This is a genomic window from Streptomyces sp. NPDC004542 (genome assembly GCF_040610035.1).
GTDB lineage: Bacteria > Actinomycetota > Actinomycetes > Streptomycetales > Streptomycetaceae > Streptomyces.
On sequence record NZ_JBEXLP010000109.1, the window covers coordinates 1 to 22,965 of the forward strand.

General features: G+C 72.4%; 22 protein-coding genes and 1 pseudogene. 5 read left to right on the forward strand and 18 right to left on the reverse strand.

Features of this window, described 5'->3' with window-relative positions; all coding sequences use genetic code 11:
• From ABZX30_RS33940 to ABZX30_RS34015, 16 genes are all read right to left on the reverse strand, one after another.
• The coding region (locus ABZX30_RS33940) for a flavodoxin-dependent (E)-4-hydroxy-3-methylbut-2-enyl-diphosphate synthase (RefSeq protein ID WP_355940966.1) at positions 1–275 on the reverse strand (275 nt) is incomplete at its 3' end.
• A 4-nt stretch (positions 276–279) separates the two neighbouring features.
• On the reverse strand, positions 280–1,302 hold the full coding sequence (gene hpnH, locus ABZX30_RS33945; protein ID WP_355940969.1) for an adenosyl-hopene transferase HpnH: 1,023 nt from the start codon (positions 1,300–1,302) through the stop codon (positions 280–282).
• Between the two features lie 5 nt (positions 1,303–1,307).
• Positions 1,308–1,961, reverse strand: coding sequence for a 1-hydroxy-2-methyl-2-butenyl 4-diphosphate reductase (locus ABZX30_RS33950; protein ID WP_355940972.1), 654 nt, complete (start codon positions 1,959–1,961; stop codon positions 1,308–1,310).
• The gene (shc, locus tag ABZX30_RS33955) at positions 1,961–4,018 is read right to left on the reverse strand and encodes a squalene--hopene cyclase (RefSeq protein WP_355940975.1); all 2,058 of its coding nucleotides are present in this window, start codon (positions 4,016–4,018) and stop codon (positions 1,961–1,963) included. The genes ABZX30_RS33950 and shc overlap by 1 nt, the downstream gene beginning before the upstream one ends.
• Positions 4,019–4,142: 124 nt before the next feature.
• Complete coding sequence (locus tag ABZX30_RS33960) at positions 4,143–5,207, reverse strand: polyprenyl synthetase family protein (RefSeq protein WP_355941025.1); 1,065 nt, start codon at positions 5,205–5,207, stop codon at positions 4,143–4,145.
• A 68-nt stretch (positions 5,208–5,275) separates the two neighbouring features.
• A complete protein-coding gene (gene hpnE, locus ABZX30_RS33965) occupies positions 5,276–6,712 on the reverse strand; it encodes a hydroxysqualene dehydroxylase HpnE (RefSeq protein ID WP_355940978.1) in 1,437 nt (478 codons plus the stop codon).
• A complete protein-coding gene (locus ABZX30_RS33970) occupies positions 6,709–6,858 on the reverse strand; it encodes a DUF6380 family protein (RefSeq protein ID WP_355940981.1) in 150 nt (49 codons plus the stop codon). Before ABZX30_RS33970 ends, hpnE begins: the two co-directional genes overlap by 4 nt.
• Entirely contained in the window at positions 6,858–7,820 is a 963-nt protein-coding gene (gene hpnD, locus ABZX30_RS33975) for a presqualene diphosphate synthase HpnD (RefSeq protein WP_355940984.1), read from the reverse strand. The genes ABZX30_RS33970 and hpnD overlap by 1 nt, the downstream gene beginning before the upstream one ends.
• Positions 7,817–8,713 (reverse strand): squalene synthase HpnC, encoded by an 897-nt coding sequence (hpnC, locus tag ABZX30_RS33980; protein WP_355940986.1) that lies wholly within the window; start codon positions 8,711–8,713, stop codon positions 7,817–7,819. The genes hpnD and hpnC overlap by 4 nt, the downstream gene beginning before the upstream one ends.
• Positions 8,714–9,105: 392 nt before the next feature.
• A complete protein-coding gene (locus tag ABZX30_RS33985) occupies positions 9,106–9,894 on the reverse strand; it encodes an ABC transporter ATP-binding protein (protein ID WP_355940989.1) in 789 nt (262 codons plus the stop codon).
• A complete protein-coding gene (locus ABZX30_RS33990; RefSeq protein ID WP_355940992.1) occupies positions 9,887–10,816 on the reverse strand; it encodes an ABC transporter permease in 930 nt (309 codons plus the stop codon). Before ABZX30_RS33990 ends, ABZX30_RS33985 begins: the two co-directional genes overlap by 8 nt.
• A 68-nt stretch (positions 10,817–10,884) precedes the next feature.
• Positions 10,885–11,769: a glycosyltransferase gene (locus ABZX30_RS33995; RefSeq protein WP_355940995.1), complete on the reverse strand. Its 885-nt coding sequence runs from the start codon at positions 11,767–11,769 to the stop codon at positions 10,885–10,887.
• Positions 11,766–12,545 (reverse strand): CDP-alcohol phosphatidyltransferase family protein, encoded by a 780-nt coding sequence (locus ABZX30_RS34000; protein WP_355940998.1) that lies wholly within the window; start codon positions 12,543–12,545, stop codon positions 11,766–11,768. The genes ABZX30_RS33995 and ABZX30_RS34000 overlap by 4 nt, the downstream gene beginning before the upstream one ends.
• Entirely contained in the window at positions 12,523–13,584 is a 1,062-nt protein-coding gene (locus tag ABZX30_RS34005; protein ID WP_355941001.1) for an iron-containing alcohol dehydrogenase family protein, read from the reverse strand. The genes ABZX30_RS34000 and ABZX30_RS34005 overlap by 23 nt, the downstream gene beginning before the upstream one ends.
• Positions 13,572–14,324: a phosphocholine cytidylyltransferase family protein gene (locus ABZX30_RS34010; RefSeq protein ID WP_355941004.1), complete on the reverse strand. Its 753-nt coding sequence runs from the start codon at positions 14,322–14,324 to the stop codon at positions 13,572–13,574. The genes ABZX30_RS34005 and ABZX30_RS34010 overlap by 13 nt, the downstream gene beginning before the upstream one ends.
• The gene (locus ABZX30_RS34015) at positions 14,321–16,120 is read right to left on the reverse strand and encodes a DUF5941 domain-containing protein (RefSeq protein WP_355941007.1); all 1,800 of its coding nucleotides are present in this window, start codon (positions 16,118–16,120) and stop codon (positions 14,321–14,323) included. Before ABZX30_RS34015 ends, ABZX30_RS34010 begins: the two co-directional genes overlap by 4 nt.
• A 298-nt stretch (positions 16,121–16,418) precedes the next feature.
• On the opposite strand from ABZX30_RS34015, the gene galE reads away from it, so the two are divergent.
• Both galE and idi read left to right on the forward strand, forming a co-directional pair.
• Positions 16,419–17,417 (forward strand): UDP-glucose 4-epimerase GalE, encoded by a 999-nt coding sequence (galE, locus tag ABZX30_RS34020; RefSeq protein WP_355941010.1) that lies wholly within the window; start codon positions 16,419–16,421, stop codon positions 17,415–17,417.
• Between the two features lie 301 nt (positions 17,418–17,718).
• On the forward strand, positions 17,719–18,312 hold the full coding sequence (idi, locus tag ABZX30_RS34025) for an isopentenyl-diphosphate Delta-isomerase (protein ID WP_355941013.1): 594 nt from the start codon (positions 17,719–17,721) through the stop codon (positions 18,310–18,312).
• A gap of 6 nt (positions 18,313–18,318) precedes the next feature.
• Here idi and ABZX30_RS34030 read toward each other — a convergent pair whose 3' ends face one another.
• Positions 18,319–18,813: an ATP-binding protein gene (locus ABZX30_RS34030; protein ID WP_355941028.1), complete on the reverse strand. Its 495-nt coding sequence runs from the start codon at positions 18,811–18,813 to the stop codon at positions 18,319–18,321.
• Between the two features lie 180 nt (positions 18,814–18,993).
• On the opposite strand from ABZX30_RS34030, the gene ABZX30_RS34035 reads away from it, so the two are divergent.
• Positions 18,994–19,743: an enoyl-CoA hydratase-related protein gene (locus tag ABZX30_RS34035; RefSeq protein ID WP_355941016.1), complete on the forward strand. Its 750-nt coding sequence runs from the start codon at positions 18,994–18,996 to the stop codon at positions 19,741–19,743.
• A gap of 31 nt (positions 19,744–19,774) precedes the next feature.
• On the opposite strand, the pseudogene ABZX30_RS34040 reads toward ABZX30_RS34035, so the two are convergent.
• A pseudogene (locus ABZX30_RS34040) lies at positions 19,775–20,206 on the reverse strand (DJ-1/PfpI family protein); the annotation flags it as partial.
• Between the two features lie 177 nt (positions 20,207–20,383).
• Between ABZX30_RS34040 and ABZX30_RS34045 the strand changes: the two are divergent.
• Positions 20,384–20,515 (forward strand): LPFR motif small protein, encoded by a 132-nt coding sequence (locus ABZX30_RS34045; RefSeq protein ID WP_355941019.1) that lies wholly within the window; start codon positions 20,384–20,386, stop codon positions 20,513–20,515.
• A 102-nt stretch (positions 20,516–20,617) separates the two neighbouring features.
• Positions 20,618–22,965, forward strand: a 2,348-nt coding sequence (locus tag ABZX30_RS34050; RefSeq protein WP_355941022.1) for a Tex family protein, incomplete at its 3' end; no start/stop codon positions are given.

Here is a 22,965-nt window from a genome sequence, read left to right on the forward strand (position 1 = left end):
GGGATCTGCGACTTGCGGGCGATCGTCGCCAGCGCGTCCGCGTCGTCCTGCGTCGGGCAGGCCACCCGCACGATCTGGCAGCCGGACGCGGTCAGTTCCGCGATCTGCTGCAGCGTCGCCCCGACGTCCGACGTGCGGGTCGTCGTCATCGACTGCACCGACACCGGCGCGTCACCGCCGACCGCCACGGACCCGACCTGGATCCGCCGCGACGCACGCCGCGGCGCCACCGGCCGGCGGGGGACCTCGGGAACGCCCAGGGGGACGGCGGTCATGCCGTCACTCCCGGTTCCCGGAGACCGTCTCGCGCATGGCGCGCAGGGACTCCTTGAGAGAACCCATGGTGGCCAGCACGGCGGTGGGCTCGTAGCCGCAGTGCGCCATGCAGTTGGCGCAGCGCGGGTCCTTGCCGCGGCCGTACTTGTCCCAGTCGGTCTCCTCGATGAGTTCCCGGTACGTCGGCACGTACCCGTCGCTCATCAGGTAGCAGGGCCGCTGCCAGCCGAAGAGCGAGTAGTTCGGGATCGCCCAGGCGGTGCACGGGAAGTCGACCTTGCCCTCGAGGAAGTCGAGGAACAGCGGGGAGTGGTTGAGCCGCCAGCGGCGCCGGTTGCCGCCCGCGAAGGCCTTCTTGAACAGCTCGCGGGTCTGCTCCACGCCCAGGAAGTGCTCCTGGTCGGGTGCCTTCTCGTAGGCGTAGGCGGGCGAGATCATCATCTCGTCCACCTCGAGGTCGTCGTTGAGGAAGTTGAGCACCTCGATGATCGTCTGGGGAGTGTCCGTGTTGAAGAAGGTCGAGTTGGTGGTCACCCGGAAGCCGCGCCGCTTGGCCTCCTTGATGGCCTCCACCGCCTCGTCGAACACGCCCTCCTTCGCGACCGACTCGTCGTGCCGCTCCCGGAGCCCGTCGATGTGCACCGCGAACGCGAAGTACGGCGAGGGCGTGAACGTGTCCATCTTCTTGCGCAGCAGCATCGCGTTGGTGCACAGGAAGACGTATTTGCGCTTCGCCACCAACTGGCGCACGATCTCGTCGATCTGGGGATGCATCAGCGGCTCGCCGCCGGCGATGGAGACCATCGGAGCACCCGATTCGAGCACCGCCCCCACGGCCTGCGCCACCGGCATGCGCTGCTTGAGCACCCCGGCCGGGTGCTGGATCTTGCCGCAGCCCTCGCACTTGAGGTTGCAGGCGAAAAGGGGCTCCAGCTCCACGATGAGCGGGAACTTGTCCCGCTTACGGAGTTTCTGTTCGGCCAGGTATGTAGCGACCTTGATGGACTGACGCAGCGGCATGGCCATCTGGCTCACCTCCGGGGGAGCAGCAAAGAACGGTGCCATTCATAGAAAACGGGAAGTACGGAACGAAGAACACGGAAAGCCGATATTCCGCCGCGCACCGTGCCGATCCGGACGAGTTCATGTTCAGGAGAGTCCACGACCACCCGGACGGCCGCAACCGGGCGCTCGCCCGCGCGGACGGCGCTCAGGAGGGTGGCCGCCGACTCCATGTCGACCGCGATGGCGCCGGTCGAGAGCAGATCGGACCGTTCCTGACCGCGGACGACGTGGTCGGAGCCGGTGAGCGGGCCGGTATGGACGGTGCGCCCCGGCAGGGTGCGCGTGAGTTCCCTGACGAGCAGGCCGGTGCCGACGCAGCCGACGCTCCCGCGCGGGTCCCGGGTCTCCTCGGCGACGACCAGGTCGCCGGGGTGCATGCCGGGGGCCAGCCCCGCGCAGAATCCGGCGGCCAGGACGGCCGCGCCGGCGAACCCGGGGGCCGCGAGGAGACGGGTGACGGACCGCTCCGCCGCCTTCGGTCCCATGCCCGTACGCAGGACGGTCACCGGCCCGCCCGGACCCCGCTTGCCCGGTGCGCGCTCCCGCCTGTGCAGGGCGAGGTGTTCGATGCCGAGCGCGCAGGCGATCAGCAGCGGGGACGGGGCGGGGCGGGTGCTCATCAGCTCCCCTCGGCCTCGGCGAGGGGCTCCTTGACGGGCTCCGGGACGCAGCGGGCGGCCGGCGGCCGGGCCGTCTTCTCGCCGAACGGCTCGCCGTTCAGGTAGCGGCCGAGCGCGGTGAGCGGGAAGACCTGCCGGTACAGGTGGTAGTTGATGGAGAAGTCCCAGGGGAAGCCGGTGCCGGTGAAGTACGGCTCGTCCCACGAGCCGTCCTCCCGCTGGGTGTCCGCGAGCCACCGGACGCCGCGTTCCACCGCCTTGGAGTCCCGCTCCCCCGCCGCGAGCAGCGCCATCAGCGCCCACGCGGTCTGGGAGGCGGTGGAGGCGCCCCGGCCGCTCCACTGCCCGGCGTACTTGTAGGAGCGCAGGTCCTCGCCCCAGCCGCCGTCGTCGTTCTGCACCGACTCCAGCCAGGCCACCGCCCGGCGGATCGCGGGGTGCGAGCCCGGGAGGCCGGCCGCGGTCAGGGCGGGCACCACCGACCCGGTGCCGTAGACGTAGTTGACACCCCAGCGCCCGAACCACGAGCCGTCCGGCTCCTGCTCGGCCAGCAGCCACTGGATGCCGCGCCGGGTGCGCGGGTCGTGGGCGAGGCCCTCGGCCGCGAGCATCTCGACGACGTGCGCGGTGACGTCCGCCGACGGCGGGTCGATGACCTCGCCGAAGTCGCAGAACGGCAGCCGGTTGGGGAACGGGCTGGTGTTGTCGACGTCGAAGGCGCCCCACGCCCCGTTCTTCGACTGCATGCCGAGGTTCCAGCGCACCCCCCGCCCGATGGCCTTGTCCACCCGCTCCGGATCGTGGTGTGCGACCCGGCGCAGGGCGAGGACGACCTCCGCGGTGTCGTCGATGTCGGGGTAGTTGTCGTTGTGGAACTCGAACGCCCAGCCGCCCGGGGGGAGCCCGGGCCGCCGCACCGACCAGTCCCCGGGCCGCACGACCTGCTCGCCCAGCATCCAGTCGGCGGCCCTGACGAGCGCCGGGTGGTCGGCGGGGAGCCCCGCGTCGGCGAGGGCGATGGTGGCCAGACAGGTGTCCCACACCGGCGACTGGCAGGCCTCGATCATCCGGGCCCCGTCCTCGCGCCACACGGCGAAGCGGTCCAGCGACTGAAGGCCCGCGCGCATCACGGGGTGCTCGAGGTCGTAGCCCAGCAGGTACAGCGCGATGACCGAGTACACGGCCGGCGGCTGGATGCCGCCCCAGCAGCCGTCGTTCTCCTGCCGTTCGACGATCCAGCGGGCGGCGGAGTTCATGGCGGCCCGGCGCAGCCGGCGCGGGGCGACCTTGCGCAACCGGTGCAGCGCCTTGTCCAGACGCTGGAACACGCCGTCCCAGCTGGCCACCGGGGCGAGCGGCCGAGGCGGGCTGGGGTGCGCGGGGTCGGTGTGCAGCTCGTCGAGCGGGAAGGGCGCGGGACGCACCGGGCGCTTGGCGGAGACGACGGTCAGCGGCACGATCGTCTGCCGGGCCCAGCAGCCGAAGTCGTAGATGTTGAGCGGGAACCACTTCGGGAAGTAGATGAGTTCCGGCGGCAGTTCGGGCAGGTCCTCCCACTTCCACCAGCCGAACAGGGCCAGCCAGATCCGGGTGAAGACCCGGGAGGCGGCGATGCCGCCCCGCTCGCGGATCCAGGCCGAGGCCCTGCGCATGTGGGGGGCGTCCGGCTCGTCGCCGGCCAGCCGGAGGGCGACGTAGGCCTCGACGGTGGTGGAGAGTTCGCCGGGGCCGCCGTGGAAGGTGGCCCAGGTGCCGTCCTCGCGCTGCTCGCCCCGGATGAAGAGGGCGGCGGCCGCGGTGGTCGCCTCGTCGCGGATGCCGAGGAACTGACGCAGCAGCAGGTCCTCGGCGTCCATCGTGACGTTGGTCTCGAGGTCGCCCTTCCACCAGCCCTCGGCGTCCTGCCGGGACAGCAGGAAGTCGGTGGCGCGCCGGGCGGCGCGTGCGGCGGCGTCGGGCACCCCGGCCGTCACGGGGGTGGTGATGTCGGTTTCGCTGGCCGCGGCAGCGCGGGACGGCAGTGTGGCCCCGGTGCTTCCGTCGGTCGTCGCTGTCATGGCTTCCCCTTCGTGCAGTCGTGCCGGTCGTGCTGCTGTGGGTCCGCCGTCGGCCGGTGCGCGGGTGCGGTACGCAAGGCCGCGCCGGCCGGCGACTACGCGAGGGCTGTTCGACCGATAGGGATCATCTCTTCCGTACGACGACGAAGTCGGCGAGCGCCGTGAACGCGGCCCGGACGCGGTCCGGCATGTCGACGGCGTCGAGGGCTTCGATGGCGGTGGTGTGCTGGCGGCGCGCTTCCTCGGCCGTCCACTCGCGGCCCCCCGCCTCCTCGATGAGGGCGGCGCGGGCCGCGAACTCCTCCTCGGAGAAGTTCTCGAAGTCGCTGCTCTTGGCGTCGGCGGCGAGGATCTCGCCGAGCCGCTCGGAGGCTTCCCCGCCCGCCGCGAGCGCGGCCACGACCGGCAGGGACTTCTTGCGCTGGCGCAGGTCGCTCCAGGTCTGCTTGCCGGTGGCCTCCGGGTCGCCCCAGATGCCGAGGAGGTCGTCGACGGCCTGGAAGGCGAGGCCGAGGTGGTAGCCGTACTTCTCCAGCGTGTCGGCGGTGCGCTCGTCGGCGCCGCCGAGCACCGCGCCGATGGAGGAGGCGCAGGCCAGCAGGGCGCCGGTCTTGTTGCCCTCCATCTCCAGGCACTCCTCGACGCTGACCCGGTCGCGGTGCTCGTAGGAGATGTCCTGCGCCTGACCGTCGATCAGGGCCCGGCTGGCCGCGGTCAGCCGGCGCGTGGCGCGGCCCGCCTCGACCGTGCCGGGCTCCAGCAGGACCTCGTTGGCCAGCGCGAACAGGGCGTCGCCGACGAGGATGGCCTGGGCGGGGCCGTGCACCTTCCAGACGGTGTCGCGGTGTCGGCGCTGTTCGTCGCCGTCCATCAGGTCGTCGTGCAGCAGCGAGAAGTTGTGGACGAGTTCGACGGCGACCGCGCCGGGGATGCCCGTCTCGGGCGCGGCGCCGGTCACCTCGGCGGAGAGCACGGCGAGGGCCGGGCGCACGGCCTTGCCGCCGTCGCCGTCGGCCGGGTTGCCCGCCGCGTCGATCCACCCGAAGTGGTAGGCGGCGACCGTGTCCATGGGAGGCGCGAGCCGGTCGACGGCCGCCCGCAGCACCGGTGTCGCCAGGGTCCGGCCGCGCTCCAGGAGCGCGGCCACGTCCACCGCGGTCTCTCGAGCGGCCTTGTCGGCCGGGGGCACAGTGGGCACGGTTACTCCTCTTGTTGCGGTGCCGGGGGTGCGGGGGTATGCCGCGTGCCGGTCGGGCGTCACGCCGCCTCCTCGAACTCGAAGAGGTGGCGGGGGCGGGGCCGGCCCAGGGCGTTCAGCGCGGCGTCGGCCGCGCTCACTCCGCTGCGGACCGCACTCTCCATGGTCGCGGGCCACCCCGTGGCGGTCCACGCTCCGGCCAGGTAGAGGCCGGGGGCCTTGGTGCGGGCGCCGGGCCTGAGGCGCCCGACGCCGGGGGCGGGAGCGAAGGTCGCGGTGCGCTCCCGGGTCACGAAGAAGTCCCTCACCTCGGCGTCGCGTGCGCGGGGCAGCAGCCGGCGGAGTTCGGGCAGATAGCGTTCGCGCAGCGCGGCGACCGGTGCGTCGATCTCGTCGTGCGCGGCCGACTGGGACAGGGCGAGGTACTGGCCCTGGCCGAGGCCGGACGCCTCCGTGCGGTCGAAGACCCACTGCACGGGTGAGCCCAGCGCGGCGAAGAAGGGGCTGGAGAGCACCTTGCGGTCGTAGACGACGTGGACGTTGAGGATCGGCGCGGTGCCGATGCCGAGCAGCCGCTCGGGGGCGTCGAGGGCACCGGGCGGCAGCAGGCCGTGCGCCTCGCGCTGCGGTACGGCGAGCACCACCGCGTCCGTCCGGAGCGTCTCGCCGGGAGTCTGAACGCTCCAGCCCCCGTTGTCGTTGACACAGACGGAGGTGACACGTGAACGGACCTCGGTACGCACGCCCGCGGAGTCGAGCGCCTTGCGGGCGAGCCGGTCGTGCAGTTCACCCAGCGGCACCCGGGCCCAGCCGATGTCGGCCGCACCCGGGTCGGACAGCAGACCGGTCTTGAACACCATGGCGGCGAGCCCCAGCGAGGCGTCGCCCGCGACCGCGTTGAGGGTGGCGACCCCGACCAGGTCCCACAGCGCCTCGACGGCACGCGCCGACTGGCCGTGAGCGGCCAGCCAGCTGCCGAAGTCGGTCGCGTCCAGGGCCGGATCGGCGAGGTCGAGCCCTTTGAGCGCGAGCGCGGCACGCCCGGCCATGGCCCGCTCGGCGAGCGAGAGGTGCGGGTACGTGGCGAGGCTCCGGCCCAGGTGCAGCGGTACGGGCAGCGCGTCGCGCCGCAGCCTGCCGAGCCGTCGGCCCTCGGGCCGTGCGAGGTCGACGACGGGCACGTCGAGACGATCCTGCAGGGGTGCCAGCGCCGCGCCCTCGATGCGGTCGAGGAACCAGCGGTAGGCGGTGCAGCAACGCAGGTAGACGTGCTGTCCGTTGTCGACGGTCAGCCCGCCGCGCCGGAAGGAGAAGGCGAGGCCGCCCAGCCTCGGCCTGCCCTCGAGCAGGGTCACCTGGACGCCCGCGTCGGCGAGCGCGAGCGCCGCCGTGATCCCGGCCAGCCCGCCGCCGACCACCACGGCGGCGCGCCCGGCGCGGCCCGGGGCGGCGTGTCGGTCAGCCGGCGGTCGGTCGGACCGCGTGCCGTCGGTCATCGTGCGTCCTCCTGTGCGGGTCCGCCGTACTGCTGGAACGATGCACGGTGGACCGTCGCAGTCAGGGACGCCGCGCCGCGGCTCGGGGTTGCCTGCCGCGCGCCGGGAACGCCGGGGGTGGCGTGCTCCTCGCCCAGGAGGTCCATCAGGCGCGCCTCCTGACGGTCCGCCGGGAGATGTGGCGGGTCACGTGCCGGGTGTCGAGCCCGGACAGGCCGCGCACGGCGACGTACGCCTTCTCGCGCCCGGGCAGCGAGACCCGGCCGCGCAGCACGGCCTCCGGCTCGCGCTCGATGCGGTCGAGCAGCCGGCGGTAGATGCCGGCCATGGCGGCGACGCAGGCACCGCTGCGCCGGTCGAGCATGGGCAGCAGCCGGTAGCCCTCGGCGAACAGGGCGCGGGCGCGCCGCACCTCGAAGTGCACGAGGCCGGGGAAGTCGGAGCCCTCCGGCGGCGTCGGTCCGTCCAGGCCCGCCGAGCAGCCGAACTTGGCGAGGTCGTCGGCGGGCAGATAGGTGCGGCCGCCCTCGGCGTCCTCGCGGATGTCCCGGAGGATGTTGGTGAGCTGCAGGGCGAGTCCGAGCGTGTCGGCGTACTCGGCCGCGCGTTCGGCGCCGCGCGCCCCCGGTTCCGTACCGAACACGCCCAGCGAGAGGCGGCCGATGGCGCCGGCCACGCAGCGGCAGTAGACCTTGAGGTCGTCCCAGGTCTCGTAGGTCTCGCCGCGCACGTCCATCTGAACGCCGTCGATGAGTTCGTCGAGCCCGCCGAGCGGGATCGGGAAGGCCTCGGCGGCGTGGGCCAGGGCGACCGCGACCGGGTCGGTGTCGTCCTCGGCGACCGCGCCCTCGCGGATCCGGGTGAGCAGGGCCCGGGTGTCCTTCAGGCGTGCGGTCTTGACGTCGTCCGCCAGCGCGCCGTCGCCGATGTCGTCGACGCGCCGGGAGAACGCGTACAGCGCCGACATCGCGCGGCGCTTGGGCGTCGGCAGCAGCCTGATGCCGTACGCGAAGTTCCGGGCCTGCTGCCCGGTGACGGCCTCGCAGTAGCGGTAGGCGGCGAGTACCGGTGCGGACACGTGCGGCACAGGCTCCACGGTCCGGATCACCCCTCTCCTCGCAGAGTCGAGCCCACCTCACGCAGCAACTGAGCCTTGCCGGGCTTGGGCGGGCCGGGAAGTACGTCGTGTTCGGCGGCGGCGATCGCACGGATCGCCGCCCTTCCCCCCGCCACGAACCCCGCGAGCAGCAGCTTCAGCCTGCCGTGGACGCTACCCACCAGGGGGGCGCCTTCATTCAGCAGATCGCGGGCGCGTTCCGCTTCGTACGCGACCAGCGCGCGCACCCCCGCGCCCGCGGTCGTCATGGCGAGGTCCGCCTCCTGGACGTGAAAGCGTTTCATGTCCTCGGCGGGCAGGTAGATCCGGTCGCGGCCGAGGTCCTCGGCGACGTCCTGGAGGTGTTCCACGATCTGCAGGGCGGTGCAGATCCGGTCGGACAGCCGGATCCGCTCGGGGGTGGCGGTGCCGGTGACGGCGAGCACGAGACGGCCGACGGGGTTGGCGGACAGTTCGCAGTAGGCGAGCAGGTCGTCGTAGGTCTCGTAGCGGGTGACGAGCTGGTCCTGGCGGTTCGCGGCGATCAGGCCGAGGAACGGCCCGGGGGTGAGGGAGCGGCGGCGCACGGTCGGCTGCAGGCGGCGCAGCAGGGGGTGACGGGGCGTCCCGTCGAAGACCCGGCGCAGGTCGGCCTCGAAGGCGTCGAGGAGGGCGAGGCGGTCCTCGGCCCCGGTGGCCGACACGCCGAGCAGCCGGGCGTCGGCGCCGCCGGGGGGGAGGTCGCCGTCACCGATGTCGTCGACCAGACGGGCGAAGCCGTAGACGGCCATGAGGTCGGCGCGCCAGGCCCGGGGGAGGAAGAACGGTGCCACGGGGAAGTTCTCGCCCGCGGCCTTGTCGAGTGTGGCGCGCTCCGTCACGCGCGCCGTGTCGGTTCCCGTCACCGTGCGCTTCCCGTGGCGGGGACGGCACGTGCTGCGTTGAGCTGGGGAGTTTCCGTAGCCATTGCCGTCACATCTCCCGTTCTACACCGCCGACCCAATACTCACTATTTCGGACACGCCGCCCGGCGCTCCTCAGGGCGGCCCCGGCGGAGGGCGTCGCGCATTATCGCCCCACTTGCCGCTTTCGAGGACCGGTACAGCTTACGTTGTACAACGCAACGAGCGCCCTCGGGGTGTCCTGCACATCACAACAACACACCGATTGGCGTCAAGATTCCTGGCGCCAGCCGGAGTTGGCGTTTCCTTTGCAGACGCCGGGCCCCGCCGGAAAGGTTCCGGCGGGGCCCGGCCGAATCGGTGCGATCGGTTGCCGGATCAGGTGGGGCGGCCCCCTACTTCCCCGTGAACTTCTCGTACTCCTTGAGCACCTCGTCGGTGGGACCGTCCATCCGCAACTCGCCGCGTTCCAGCCACAGGACGCGGTTGCAGGTGTCACGGATGGACTTGTTGTTGTGGCTCACCAGGAACACCGTGCCGGCTTCCTTGCGCAGCTCCCGGATGCGTTCCTCGGAGCGCTTCTGGAACTTGCGGTCGCCGGTGGCCAGCGCCTCGTCGATCATGAGGACGTCGTGGTCCTTGGCGGCGGCGATGGAGAAGCGCAGCCGGGCCGCCATACCGGAGGAGTAGGTGCGCATCGGCAGGGTGATGAAGTCGCCCTTCTCGTTGATGCCGGAGAAGTCGACGATCTCCTGGTAGCGCTCCTTGATCTCCTCCCGCGACATGCCCATGGCGAGCCCGCCGAGGATGATGTTCCGCTCGCCGGTGAGGTCGTTCATCAGGGCGGCGTTGACGCCGAGCAGGGAGGGCTGGCCGTCGGTGTAGACCTTGCCCTTCTCGGCCGGGAGCAGGCCGGCGATGGCGCGCAGCAGGGTCGACTTGCCGGAGCCGTTGGAGCCGATCAGGCCGATGGCCTCGCCCCGGTAGGCGACGAAGGAGACCCCGCGCACGGCGTGCACCTTGCGCACCCCGCGCGCCGCGTCGTCGGAGCCTCGCTTCAGGATGCGGCTGAGCGCGGCGGTGGCGCTGCCCTTGCCGGTTTTGGCTCCGTTGACGCGGTAGACGATGTGCAGCTCGTCCGCGATCACGGTGGGGCGGAGCTCCCCGGTGTGCTGGTCAGCCACGGCCGTACCTCTCCTCAGCCTTCCAGAAGTACACGAAGCCGCCGGCGAAGACGGCGACGGCCCAGAACAGGGCGATGGCCCACACGTGCGGCGGGAGGTTCGAGGCGCCGTAGCCGTCGATGAGGGCGAAGCGCATCAGGTCCATGTAGACGGCGGCCGGGTTCAGCTGGAGCACGCGGACGATCCACTCGGGACGCCCCTCGAGCATCTTGTTGATCGAGAACATGACGCCGGAGGTGTACATCCAGGTGCGCAGGATGAACGGCATCAGCTGGGCCAGGTCGGGCGTCTTGGCACCCATGCGGGCCACGATCAGCGCGAGCCCGGTGTTGAACAGGAACTGCAGCACCAGCACCGGCACGATCAGCAGCCAGGACAGACCCGGGTAGCTGCCGAAGCCGATCGCCACCACGAACAGCACGATCATCGAGAACAGCAGCTGCTGGAGCTGCTGGAGCGCGAAGGAGACCGGCAGCGAGGCGCGCGGGAAGTGCAGGGCGCGCACCAGGCCCAGGTTGCCGGAGATCGCGCGGACACCGGACATGATCGAGCTCTGCGTGAAGGTGAACACGAAGACGCCCGTGACCAGGAACGGGATGTACACGTCGTGCGACATGCCCCGGCTGGCGTGCAGGATCAGGCCGAAGATGAAGTAGTACACGGCCGCGTTCAGCAGCGGCGTGGCCACCTGCCAGAGCTGACCGAGCTTGGCCTGGCTGTACTGGGCGGTCAGCTTCGCCTGGGAGAAGGCGAGGATGAAGTGCCGCCGCCCCCACAGCTGACGGACGTACTCGACGAGCGAGGGCCGGGCGCCGCTGACGGTCAGCCCGTACGTGGCGGCGAGCTGCGCCGCCGTCCGTCCCTCGTCGGGCGACGGGGCCGCGGTCACCGCGATGCCGCCGTCCTGCGTTGTCTCACTCACGGGTGGGAAACTTTCGTCTTCGAGTGCGTTCGAGTGCTTCGAGTACTTCGGGTACTCCGTCGAGCTTGTCAGATCACCGGGGGCCGGCCCAGTCGCGTGAGCCGCCACACGGTACGCCACTTCATCGGCCGCCGGGGGCCGCACGGAGTGGTCCAGCCCTCCTTGAACCCGCCGAACCAGGCCTTCAGGGCCGGGCGGGAGGGGCGGCGCAGCAGGGTGAGCAGCATCCAGACCCCGAGGTAGACCGGCACCAGGAGGGCGGGGAGGTTGCGGCGGGCGAGCCAGACCCGGTTGCGGGCGACCATGCGGTGGTAGACCGCGTGGCGGGAGGGCGCGGTCGTCGGGTGGTACAGCACCATGTCGGACCGGTAGTCGATCATCCAGCCCGCGTCGAGGGCCCGCCATGCGAGGTCGGTCTCCTCGTGGGCGTAGAAGAATTCGTCCGGGAGCCCGCCGACCTCGGCGAAGACCCGGGTCCGGACGGCGTTGGCGCCGCCGAGGAAGGTGGTGACCCGGGAGGAGCGCAGCGGGTCGGAGGCGCGCAGCCGCGGGACGTGGCGGCGCTGGGTGACGCCGGTGTCCGGGTCGGCGATGCGGAAGCTGACGATGCCGAGCTTCGGGTCGGCGGTGAAGGCCTGCCGGCACAGCTCGGCTGTGTCGTGGCCGGCGAGCAGCCCGTCGTCGTCCAGGAAGAGCAATATGTCGGCATCGCGGCCGGCGGGCCCGAAGGCCTCTATGCCGACGTTGCGGCCGCCCGGGATGCCGAGGTTCTCGGGCAGCTCGATGGTCCGTACGCCCTCGGGGACGTCCGGGACGGGCGAGCCGTTGCCGACGACGACCACCTCGACCGGGTCGCCGTCCTGCTTGGCGACCGAGTCGAGCAGGGCGCGCAGTTCGTCGGGGCGGTTGCCCATGGTGATGATCACCGCGCCGACGCGCAGGGCCGTACTCACTTCAGCCTGCTGGAGGCGAGGATGGACACCAGGTGCAGCACCGTCTGCAGCAGCGCGATGCCGGCCAGCACCGCGACGCCGAGCCGGGTGACGTACAGGTCGCCGCGCGCCTGGTCGACGACGGCCAGGACCAGGATCAGCAGGGACGCCTCGATGCCGAGGATCAGCCGGTGGAACTTGAACGCGGCGGCGGCCCGGCGGGCCAGCGCCATGCCGGAGGAGCGCATCTCGGCGGCGGCCTCCTTGACCGGCGGCTTGCCGGCCTGGTGCCGGGCGACGCCGACCAGGTCCGTCTCGGCCTTGATCAGGATCGCGCCGAGGGCGGCCAGCGTGCCGAGGAAGGCCCACAGCCAGTCGATACGGCCGGTGCCCCACAGGTCGGCGGCGCGCAGGCCGAAGCCGGTGAGCACGGCGGCGTCGGTCAGGTAGGCGCCGACCCGGTCCAGGTAGACGCCGTTCAGCGAGTACTGCTTCTTCCAGCGCGCTATCTCACCGTCGACGCAGTCCAGCAGCAGGTACATCTGGACGCACACCACCCCGAGGACGGCGCCCGTGATCCCCGGCACGAGCAGTGCCGGGGCCGCGAGCACCCCGAAGACGGTCATCAGGTACGTGAGCTGGTTGGGCGTGACCCTGGTGTTCACCAGGTAGCGGTCCACCCGCAGGGACACCTCACGCATGTAGAGGCGTCCCATCCAGTGCTCACCGCTGCGCCGGTCCTTCACCCCCGCGGGGTGCACGACCGGACGGAGTTCAGCTACCGATGGCCTTGACATAGTCGGCGTAGATGTCCTTGATCTGGTGGGTCTTGAGGTCGAGGTGCTCGAGGATGGTGTAGCGGCCGGGCCGGGTCTCGGGGGCGAACTCCACGACCCGGACGAACTCGTCCGCCGTGAAGCCGATCTCCTCCGGCAGCACCGGCAGTCCGTGCCGGCGCAGTACCTCGGCCATGTAGGCCGATTCCTCGTGGGCTCCGCGCAGGTACATCGCGAAGGCCGCGCCGAGTCCGCACTGCTCGCCGTGGGCGGCCGCCCGCTTCGGGTGGAGCAGGTCGAAGGCGTGGTTGATCTCGTGGCAGGCCCCGGAGGACGGGCGGGAGTCACCCGACACGGACATGGCGATACCGGTGAGGACGAGTGCCTCGGCCAGGACCTGGAGGAAACCGTCGTCGCCGACTCCGCCCGGGTGCCTGAGCACCGCCTCGCCGGCCTGCCGGGCCATGGCGGCAGCGAGGCCGTCGATCTTCTCGCCGTTGACACGGTTGGACAGCTCCCAGTCGGCGACCGCGGAGATGTTGGAGATGGCGTCACCGATGCCGGAGCGCACGAAACGGACGGGGGCCTCACGGATCACGCCGAGGTCGATGACGACCGCGATCGGGTTCGGCACGCCGTACGAGCCGCGCCCGGCGTCGTTGTCGAGGGTCGCGACCGGCGAGCACAGGCCGTCGTGCGCGAGGTTGGTGGCGACGGCGACCAGGGGCAGGCCGACGCGTGCCGCCGCGAACTTGGCGCAGTCGATGATCTTTCCGCCGCCCAGGCCCACGACCGCGTCGTAGCGGCCGGCCTTTATGTCACCGGCCAGCCGCACCGCGTCGTCGATGGTGCCGCCGCCGACCTCGTACCAGGTGGCGCCGGGCAGCGAGGGGGCGATCCGCTCCCGCAGCCGGGCACCCGAGCCGCCGCTGACGGCGATGGCGAGCCTGCCCGACTGCGAGATCCGCTCGTCGGCGAGTACGCACGCCAGGTCGTCGAGGGCACCCGGGCGGATGTCGACGACGACCGGCGAGGGGATGAGCCGGGTCAGTACTGGCACGCGATCTCCCGTCCCCGGGCCAGGTCGTCGTGGTTGTCGATCTCGACCCAGCTCACGTCGCCGATCGGTGCCACGTCGATCCTGAAGCCCCGGTTCACCAGTTCCTGGTACCCGTGCTCGTAGAACTGCTGCGGGTCGGTCTCCCAGACCGTCTTCAGCGCGTCGGCGAGCTCCGGTGCCGCGTCGCCCTCGATGAGGGTGACGCCGATGTACTCGCCGGTCGCCTCGGCGGGGTCCATCAGCTTGGTGATCTTCCGCACACCCTGGACGGGGTCGACGACGACCTTCATCTCCTCGTCGGCGAGGGACTTCACGGTGTCCAGGGCGAGGATGATCCTCCTGCCGTCGCCGCGGGCGGCGAGCAGCGTCTTCTCGACGGAGACCGGGTGGACGGTGTCGCCGTTGGCGAGGATCACACCGTCCTTGAGGGCGTCACGGCCGCACCACAGGGAGTAGGCGTTGTTCCACTCCTCGGCCTTGTCGTTGTCGATGAGGGTGAGCTTCAGGCCGTACGTGGCCTCCAGGGCGGCCTTGCGCTCGTACACGGCCTCCTTGCGGTAGCCGACGATGACCGCGACCTCGGTCAGGCCGATCTCGGCGAAGTTGCCGAGCGTCAGGTCCAGGACCGTCGGTTCGCCCTCTATGCCCGCGGGGCCCACCGGCACCAGAGCCTTGGGGAGGCTGTCGGTGTAGGGGCGCAGGCGCCGTCCGGCGCCGGCCGCCAGCACGAGGCCGATCATGCGGGTTCTCCTTCATCGTGTACGGCTGGGGCGCCCTTTCTGTGCGCGGCGACCCAGTAGCGGATGCTCTCGACGAGCACCACCACGGCGACGGCCACGGCGAGGACCGTGAGCGCGGCCTGGAACTGCGAGGCGGTGAGCAGCGCGGCCAGGACCGCGACCAGCAGCGTGCGTCCGTCCTGTCCCCCGATGGCGCGCACCAGCCAGGCCGGCGGCGCTCCGGCGGCGCCGCGGATGCGGTACACCGTGTCGTAGTGATGGTAGGCGACGGCGGCCACCAGCCCGAAAGCCGCCGGAAGGGCTCCGTTCACCCCGGATTTCGCCGCGAGCACCAGGACGGTGCCGTACTCGGCGGCGCGCATGAACGGCGGAACCAGCCAGTCCAGGGCGCCCTTGAGGGGCCGGGAGACGGCGAGGCCGGAGAGCACGGCGTAGACCGCGGCGGCCGCCGCGGTGGCCCAGCCGGCGCCCTGGAGTGCGGCGGAGATCACCACGAGGAGACCGCCGACGGCGGCGGCGAGGGGCGCCGGGACACGCACGCCGCGGGCGGCACGGCCCAGGGCGGTGGCGAGCGGCCCGTTGTCCGCGAGGTCCGCCAGCGCCCGCGCGGCCCGGTCGGTGCGCCGCGCCTTCCGGGTGACGGAGCGGAGCACCCGGCCCGCCGTGGTGTACGTCGCGGCGAGGCCGCAGCCCACGAGCAGGGCGTAGAAGGTGACGCGGGGCGTGGTGGCCGCCGTGAGGACGGCGATCATGGCCCAGCGTTCGCCGATGGGGAGCACGATCATCCGCCGTACCCAGACCGTCCAGCCCACGCTGTCGAGCTTGTCGGAGAGGGCGGCGGTGGGGCTGGTGTTGGCGGTGGCGTCGTGGTTGGCCTCGTTGAAGGAGAAGTCCACGACGTGCCGGCAGGTCTGCAGCACCATCGCGCCGAGCGCGAGGGCCCACACGTCGTCGCCGCCACGGGCCGCGCCGAGGGCGAGGCCGGCGTAGTAGGCGTACTCCTTGGCCCGGTCGAAGGTGGCGTCGAGCCAGGCGCCGAGCGTGGAGTACTGCAGCGAGTAACGGGCCAGCTGGCCGTCGGTGCAGTCCAGCACGAAGGAGGCGATGAGCAGCACGCCCGCGGCGACGAAGCCCGCCCGGGTGCCGGTGGCCGCGCAGCCGGCGGCTATCAGGGCGGTGAGCAGGGAGGCGGTGGTGACCTGGTTGGGGGTCAGGCCCCGGCGGGCGCACCAGCGGGCGACGTAGCGCGAGTAGGGGCTGATGAAGAACGTGGTGAAGAAGCCGTCGCGGGCCTTGACGGCCGACTTCAGGCGTACCGCCTCGTCGTCGACGGCGGCGACGGCCTGCCGGGCCTCGTTGCGGGCCTGCGGGTCGGCGGGGACGGTGGCGACCAGGCTGCCGAGCTCGGGGCGGTGCACCTCGGTGCCGTCGGCGTCGAGGGCGAGGGCGAGCCGGTCGGCGAGGCTGTCCACGGCGAGGGCCGTGCCGCCACCCGCGGAGGTCTCCCGGGCGAGCGCCCGGGTCAGCGCCTGCCGGCCGGCCGGCTGGGCGGTGACGGCGCCGGGGACGGCGGCGAGCGGGAAGCGGGGGTCGGTGAGGCCGAGGCGGAGCGCGTGCGGGTGGCCCACGAAGCGGGCGTCGACGACCGCGACGCGTTCTTGGGCGGGGACGGCCGCGAGGAGCGTCTCGGCGTCGGAGGCGTCGGTGGCCGTGCGCACCTCGAAGCCGAGGGACCGCAGATCGCTCTCGAGCGACGATCCGGGGACCGGCTGGCCGGTCACGATGGCGGTCGACAACCGAACTCACTCCCTGGGTGCCGACGCGTGAGCGCCGGTCGTCTGCATGATGGGGCGCCGCTTGCCTGGGCACCCGGGCGGCATGTCGGCAGAGGCTATCGGATGACGGCAGGCCCGTGTTCACCGCCCGTTCACGGGCCGGTCGACACGGTCTGCACCGGCCTTCGCCGCGATCATCATCGGTGATACGGGGGCCGGCCCACAAACCGCGCCCGGCGCGCGTCCCGCCGGTGGCGGGCATCTTGGACATCCGGCGCATCGGGCATGGTCCGCGCCGGTCGGCATAGGGTGGGCGACCATGACGTGGCTGATCACCGGCGGTGCCGGATACATCGGGGCTCATGTGGTGCGGGTCATGACCGGCACCGGGGAGCGGGTCGTCGTGCTGGACGACCTCTCGGCCGGGGTGCCCGCGCGGCTCCCGACGGGCGTGCCGCTGGTCGAGGGCTGCGTGACGGACCGGGGCCTGCTGGAGCGGGTCCTCGCCGAGCACGCGGTGACGGGCGTGGTCCACCTCGCGGCGCGCAAGCAGGTCGCGGAGTCGGTGGCGCGGCCGGCCCACTACTACCGGGAGAACCTGGGCGGACTCGCCACGCTGCTGGAGGCGGTCGCCGCGGCGGGGGTCGACCGGTTCCTGTTCTCCTCGTCCGCGGCCGTCTACGGCAACCCGGACGTGGACCTGATCACCGAGGACACCCCGTGCGTGCCGGTGAACCCCTACGGCGAGACCAAGCTCGCCGGGGAGTGGCTGGTGCGGGCGGCGGGGCGGGCGCACGCCATCACGACCGTCTGCCTGCGCTACTTCAACGTGGCGGGCGCGGCCGCGCCGGAACTCGCGGACACCGGTGTGTTCAACATCGTGCCCATGGTGTTCGACCGGCTCACCCACGACGAGGCCCCACGGATCTTCGGCGACGACTACCCGACGCCGGACGGCACCTGCATCCGTGACTACATCCATGTCGCCGACCTGGCCGAGGCCCATCTGGCGGCGGCCCGGCGGCTGGCCGACGGGGCCCTGAGCGGTGACCTGACGGTGAACATCGGCCGGGGCGAGGGCGTCTCGGTGCGCGAGCTGGTCTCGGTCATCGGCGAGGTCACCGGCGACCGGCGGCAGCCCGTCGTGGAGGGGCGGCGCCCCGGGGACGCGCCGCGCGCGGTCGCCTCGGCCGAGCGGGCCGAGGACGCGCTGGGCTGGCGGGCACGGCGCGGGGTGCGCGCGATGGTCGAGTCGGCCTGGCAGGGCTGGCGGTCCCAGCACGACGCCCGCCCCGTACCGGCGCACCGGCCGGCCTGACCACCGGCCAACGCCCGCCGGGCCCGGACGCCCCGGTGCGCGAGGCCGAGGGTGCCCGCGCCGGAGCCGCCGGTGGAGCGCGGCGGCCGGAGTGCTCCGGCGGCCTTGTGTCCGGGGCGCCGGTGGACGGTTCCCGGCCGTACCGGCAGGGCACGCTCACCTACCGGGTCCCGCTTTCCGGTGTCAGGCCGGGGCGACCGCGGGCCGCGCCGGGCGCGGACATGCGGACGTGCCGGGAAGGACGGGAGTGCCGGATTCGTACGGCAGACTTGAGGTGCGAAGACCGAGGCGAAGGATGGGTATGCCGATCACACCTGCCACCGCGACGCACAGTCCGTCGAACGGCACCGCAGAGGCGATTTTGCTGGAACTGGTCGACGAGGACGGCGTGACGATCGGCACCGAGGAGAAGCTCGCCGCCCACCAGCCACCGGGACGGCTGCACCGCGCGTTCTCCGTCTTCCTGTTCGACGAGCGCGGCCGGCTGCTGCTCCAGCGGCGGGCGCTCGGCAAGTACCACTCCCCCGGTGTGTGGTCCAACACCTGCTGCGGCCACCCCTACCCCGGTGAGGCGCCCTTCGCGGCGGCGGCCCGGCGCACGTACGAGGAACTCGGCGTGTCCCCCTCGCTGCTCGCGGAGGCGGGCACGGTGCGCTACAACCACCCGGACCCGGCCTCGGGCCTGGTGGAGCAGGAGTACAACCACCTGTTCGTCGGCCTGGTGCGGACCCCGCCCGCGCCGGATCCGCAGGAGGTCGACGCGACCGCCTTCGTGACCCCGGCCGAGCTGAAGGAGCGGCACGCCACCGACACCTTCTCGTCCTGGTTCATGACCGTTCTGGACGCGGCCCGCCCGGCGGTCCGGGAGCTGACGGGCCCGTCCGCGGGCTGGTGAGGCGGCTCACGGGAGCCGCGCGGGTTTGAGCGGCATGGCGGCCCAGATCACCTTGCCGCCGCTCGCCGTGTGCTCCACGTCCACCACTCCGCCCGCCTCCTGGGCCACCTCGCGGACCAGCAGCAGGCCCCGGCCGCCGGTCTGCCCGTGGTCGGCCTCCAGGGCGGTGGGCCGGTAGGGGTGGTTGTCCTCCACCGACACCCGCAGCCACTCGGCACCGACGGCGATCTCCACGGCGAGCGTCGGTGACAGCAGCGCCGCGTGCTTGACCGCGTTGGTGACCAGTTCGGAGACGATCAGCAGCAGCCCCTGGAACAGGTCGTCCGAGAGCGGCACGCCCTGGCGGTGGAGCAGGTCCCGTACGGCGTGCCGCGCCTGCGGGACCGAGACGTCGACGGCGGGGGCGGTGAACCGCCAGACTCCCTCGTAGGGCAGCGGTTCCGGCGGGGGCCGGTCGTCTCCCTCTGGGCGCGGGACCGCCCCGCGCCCGTGGTTCTCCATCGTCCGGTCGCCACCCTCGCGCTCGATTGTCACCACACGTCGAGTGTTGGTAACGATCCGCTCCGCCTCGCGGAACTGAACACAAGTCAGCGGATTTCGGATGGTTTCCGATCGTTGCGCCGCCAGTGGTGCACGGGTTTGACGCGTTCCACGGGAGTGCGGCCGGATAGCATCCGCCGCATGGAGCCCCAGCTGCTGCACGGCGTGACCGGCTCGGTCGCCACCGTCGTCGTCCATCACCCCGCCAAGCGCAATGCCATGACGGCCGCGATGTGGCGGGCGCTGCCACCACTGCTGGACGCGCTGGCCGCGGATCCCGCCGTACGGGCGCTGGTCGTGACCGGTGAGGGCGGGACCTTCTGCGCCGGGGCCGACATCTCCACCCTGCGCGGCTCGGCCGAGGAGGCGCAGGGGCTCGCCGTGCGCGCCGAGGAGGCCCTCGCGGCGTTCCCGAAGCCGACGCTGGCGGCCGTCCGCGGGCACTGCGTGGGCGGCGGGGCCCAGCTCGCGGCCGCCTGCGACCTGCGGTTCGCCGAGGAGGGGGCGCTGTTCGGGGTGACACCCGCGAAGCTGGGCATCGTCTATCCGGCCTCCGCCACGCGCCGGCTGGTGTCCCTGGTGGGCCCGGCAACGGCCAAGTACCTGCTGTTCTCCGGCGAGTTGATCGACGCGGGCCGCGCGCTGCGCACGGGCCTCGTGGACGAGGTGCTGCCGGAGGGCGAACTCGGCAAGCGGGTCGCGGAGTTCACCCGGATCCTGGTCTCCCGCTCGCAGCTGACGCAGGCCGCGGCGAAGGAGTTCGCGGACGGGCACCCGGACCGGGACGCGTACTGGACCGGGCAGATGCGCGCGAGCGAGGACACCGCGGAGGGGGTCGCCGCGTTCCTGGAGCGCCGGCCGCCGCGCTTCACCTGGACCGCGTCAGGATGAAGCGGCTGCGGGCGCGCAGCCCGTCGACGGCATCGGGGTCGAGCTGTACGGCCGGGTGGTCGCGGGCGAGCGTGTCGCAGTACGCCCAGTGGGTCGTGGCGCGCCGGCCGTCGAGCAGGCCGGCCCGGGCGAGCAGGACCGCGCCGGTGCACACGGAGACCAGGCGGGCGGCGCGCGGTCCGTTCTCCCGCAGCCGGCCGGTCAGCCGCGGCTCGGGCTCGCGGGTGCCCTGACCGCCGGGCACGAGCAGGGTGTGCGTCCCGGTCACCTCCGGCAGCGCCTGGTCCGGTACGAGAGTCAGACCGCTGGAGGTGCGCACGGGCGCGCCGTCCAGCGAGGCCGTGCTGATGCGGTAGCTGCCCGGGGTGTGCGTCTCGGCGCCGGCGAAGACCTCCACCGGCCCGGTGACGTCCAGGCTCTGGACACCGTCGAAGAGCAGGACGGACACGGATCGCTGTGTCATGCCACCGATCCTTCGGGACCGGCCGGACGGCCGCAATGACGAACTTCCCACCTTTCGTGCCATCCGCCGCGGGCCGGCCGGGGCCGGCGGGGGCCGGGCATGCGGGCATACCGGGCCGCCCGCGAGGTACACGCTCCCTGTCGGCCGAAGCGGCCGGCAGACGAAAGGGGAAAGTCCGTGTTCCGTGCGATCGCTGACGTACTGCGCCAGATCGGTGGGGCCGTTGCCACCGTGGTCACACTGCCCTTCAGGGCCCTGGCCCGGCTGTTCGGCGGCGCCTCGGGCTCGGCACGGGGCCACGGGGCCTGACGGCGGCGCGCCCGCCCCGCCGGGTGCCGCCCTGATCCCCGGTTGTCGGTGTCACCTGCCACAATTGCCGCGCAACCTCAGTGGAGAAGGCGGTACGGCATCGTGACGACACCGGGATCCATCGGAGCAGGATCCATCGAAGGCAGGATCGCCGAGGAGCTCGGCGTACGGGAGCGGCAGGTGAAGGCCGCCGTGGAACTGCTCGACGGCGGTTCGACGGTGCCCTTCATCGCCCGCTACCGCAAGGAAGCGACCGAGATGCTCGACGACGCGCAGCTGCGCACGCTCGAGGAGCGGCTGCGCTATCTGCGGGAGCTGGAGGAGCGGCGGGCGGCGGTCCTGGAGTCGGTGCGCGAGCAGGGCAAGCTCACCGACGAACTCGAGGCGCGGATCCGCGGCGCCGAGACCAAGGCGCGCCTGGAGGACATCTACCTGCCGTACAAGCCGAAGCGGCGCACCAAGGCGCAGATCGCGCGCGAGGCGGGCCTGGAGCCCCTGGCCGACGGGCTGCTGGGCGACCCCGGTGTCGAACCCCTCGCCGCGGCCGCCGCGTTCGTCGACGCCGGCAAGGGCGTCGCCGATCCGCAGGCCGCGCTCGACGGCGCGCGGGCGATCCTCACCGAGCGGTTCGCGGAGGACGCCGACCTGATCGGCGAGCTGCGCGAGCGGATGTGGGTACGCGGGCGGCTGGCCGCCAGGGTGCGGGACGGCAAGGAGGAGGCGGGAGCGAAGTTCGCCGACTACTTCGACTTCTCCGAGCCCTTCACCGAGCTGCCCTCGCACCGGATCCTCGCCATGTTGCGCGGCGAGAAGGAGGAGGTCCTCGACCTCGTCCTGGAGCCGGAGGAACCGGTGGACGGCCCCTCGTCGTACGAGGGGATCGTCGCCCACCGGTTCGGTGTCTCCGACCGCGGGCGCCCCGCCGACAAGTGGCTGACCGACACGGTCCGCTGGGCCTGGCGCACCCGCATCCTCGTGCACCTCGGCATCGACCTGCGCCTCAGGCTGCGCACGGCCGCCGAGGACGAGGCGGTGAACGTGTTCGCGGCGAACCTGCGCGACCTGCTGCTCGCCGCTCCGGCCGGCACGCGCGCGACGCTGGGCCTGGACCCGGGCTTCCGCACGGGTGTGAAGGTGGCCGTGGTCGACGCGACCGGCAAGGCGGTGGCCACCGACGTGATCTACCCGCACGTCCCGGCCAACAAGTGGGACGAGGCCCTCGCGAAACTGGCCCGCCTGGCGAAGGAGCACGCGGTCGAGCTGGTCGCGATCGGCAACGGCACCGCGTCCCGGGAGACCGACCGGCTCGCCGGTGAACTCATCGCGAAGCACCCGGAGCTGAAGCTCACCAAGGTGATGGTGTCCGAGGCGGGCGCGTCGGTGTACTCGGCCTCGCAGTACGCCTCGCAGGAGCTGCCCGGCATGGACGTGTCGCTGCGCGGCGCCGTCTCCATCGCCCGCCGGCTCCAGGACCCGCTGGCCGAACTGGTGAAGATCGACCCGAAGTCGATCGGCGTCGGCCAGTACCAGCACGACCTGTCCGAGGTGAAGCTGTCCCGCTCGCTGGACGCGGTGGTGGAGGACTGCGTGAACGGCGTCGGCGTGGACGTCAACACGGCCTCCGTGCCGCTGCTCGCCCGGGTGTCCGGCATCTCCTCCGGGCTCGCCGAGAACATCGTCGCGCACCGGGACGCCAACGGGCCGTTCACGTCCCGCTCGGAGCTGAAGAAGGTGGCCCGGCTGGGCCCGAAGGCGTACGAGCAGTGCGCGGGCTTCCTCCGCATCCGCGGCGGCGACCCGCTGGACGCCTCCAGCGTGCACCCGGAGGCGTACCCGGTGGTGCGCCGCATGGTGAAGACGACGGGGCAGCAGGTCGCCTCCCTCATCGGCAACACCGGTGTGCTGCGGTCGCTCAGGCCGGCCGACTTCGTGGACGACACCTTCGGTCTGCCGACGGTCACCGACATCCTGAAGGAACTGGAGAAGCCGGGGCGTGACCCGCGTCCCGCGTTCAGGACGGCCACCTTCAAGGAGGGTGTGGAGAAGATCTCCGATCTGTCCTCCGGGATGATCCTGGAGGGCGTCGTGACGAACGTGGCGGCCTTCGGGGCGTTCGTGGACGTCGGTGTCCACCAGGACGGACTCGTGCACGTCTCCGCGATGTCGAAGACGTTCGTGAAGGACCCCCGTGACGTCGTGAAGCCCGGCGACATCGTCCGGGTGAAGGTCCTCGACGTCGACATCCCGCGCAAGCGGATCTCGCTGACCCTCCGCCTGGACGACGACGCCGCGCCGCAGGAGAGGCAGCAGGGCGGCGGCGAGCGGCGGCAGCGCGGCGGACGCCCGCCGCAGCAGCGCCACCACGGGCAGACGGCCCGAGCGCGGGCCATGTTCGACGCCCTCACGAGAGTGGCGGGGGATGATCCGTACGCCGTCATCACCGCCGCCTC

Excerpts from the sequence above, each read along its gene's own strand:
- hpnH (WP_355940969.1), bottom strand. The coding sequence starts at position 1,302 with ATGGCCATGCCGCTGCGTCAGTCCATCAAGGTCGCTACATACCTGGCC.
- ABZX30_RS33950 (WP_355940972.1), bottom strand. The coding sequence starts at position 1,961 with ATGAGCACCCGCCCCGCCCCGTCCCCGCTGCTGATCGCCTGCGCGCTC.
- shc (WP_355940975.1), bottom strand. The coding sequence starts at position 4,018 with ATGACAGCGACGACCGACGGAAGCACCGGGGCCACACTGCCGTCCCGC.
- hpnE (WP_355940978.1), bottom strand. The coding sequence starts at position 6,712 with ATGACCGACGGCACGCGGTCCGACCGACCGCCGGCTGACCGACACGCC.
- ABZX30_RS33970 (WP_355940981.1), bottom strand. The coding sequence starts at position 6,858 with ATGGACCTCCTGGGCGAGGAGCACGCCACCCCCGGCGTTCCCGGCGCG.
- ABZX30_RS34000 (WP_355940998.1), bottom strand. The coding sequence starts at position 12,545 with ATGTCAAGGCCATCGGTAGCTGAACTCCGTCCGGTCGTGCACCCCGCG.
- ABZX30_RS34010 (WP_355941004.1), bottom strand. The coding sequence starts at position 14,324 with ATGATCGGCCTCGTGCTGGCGGCCGGCGCCGGACGGCGCCTGCGCCCC.
- galE (WP_355941010.1), top strand. The coding sequence starts at position 16,419 with ATGACGTGGCTGATCACCGGCGGTGCCGGATACATCGGGGCTCATGTG.
- idi (WP_355941013.1), top strand. The coding sequence starts at position 17,719 with ATGCCGATCACACCTGCCACCGCGACGCACAGTCCGTCGAACGGCACC.
- ABZX30_RS34030 (WP_355941028.1), bottom strand. The coding sequence starts at position 18,813 with ATGGAGAACCACGGGCGCGGGGCGGTCCCGCGCCCAGAGGGAGACGAC.
- ABZX30_RS34035 (WP_355941016.1), top strand. The coding sequence starts at position 18,994 with ATGGAGCCCCAGCTGCTGCACGGCGTGACCGGCTCGGTCGCCACCGTC.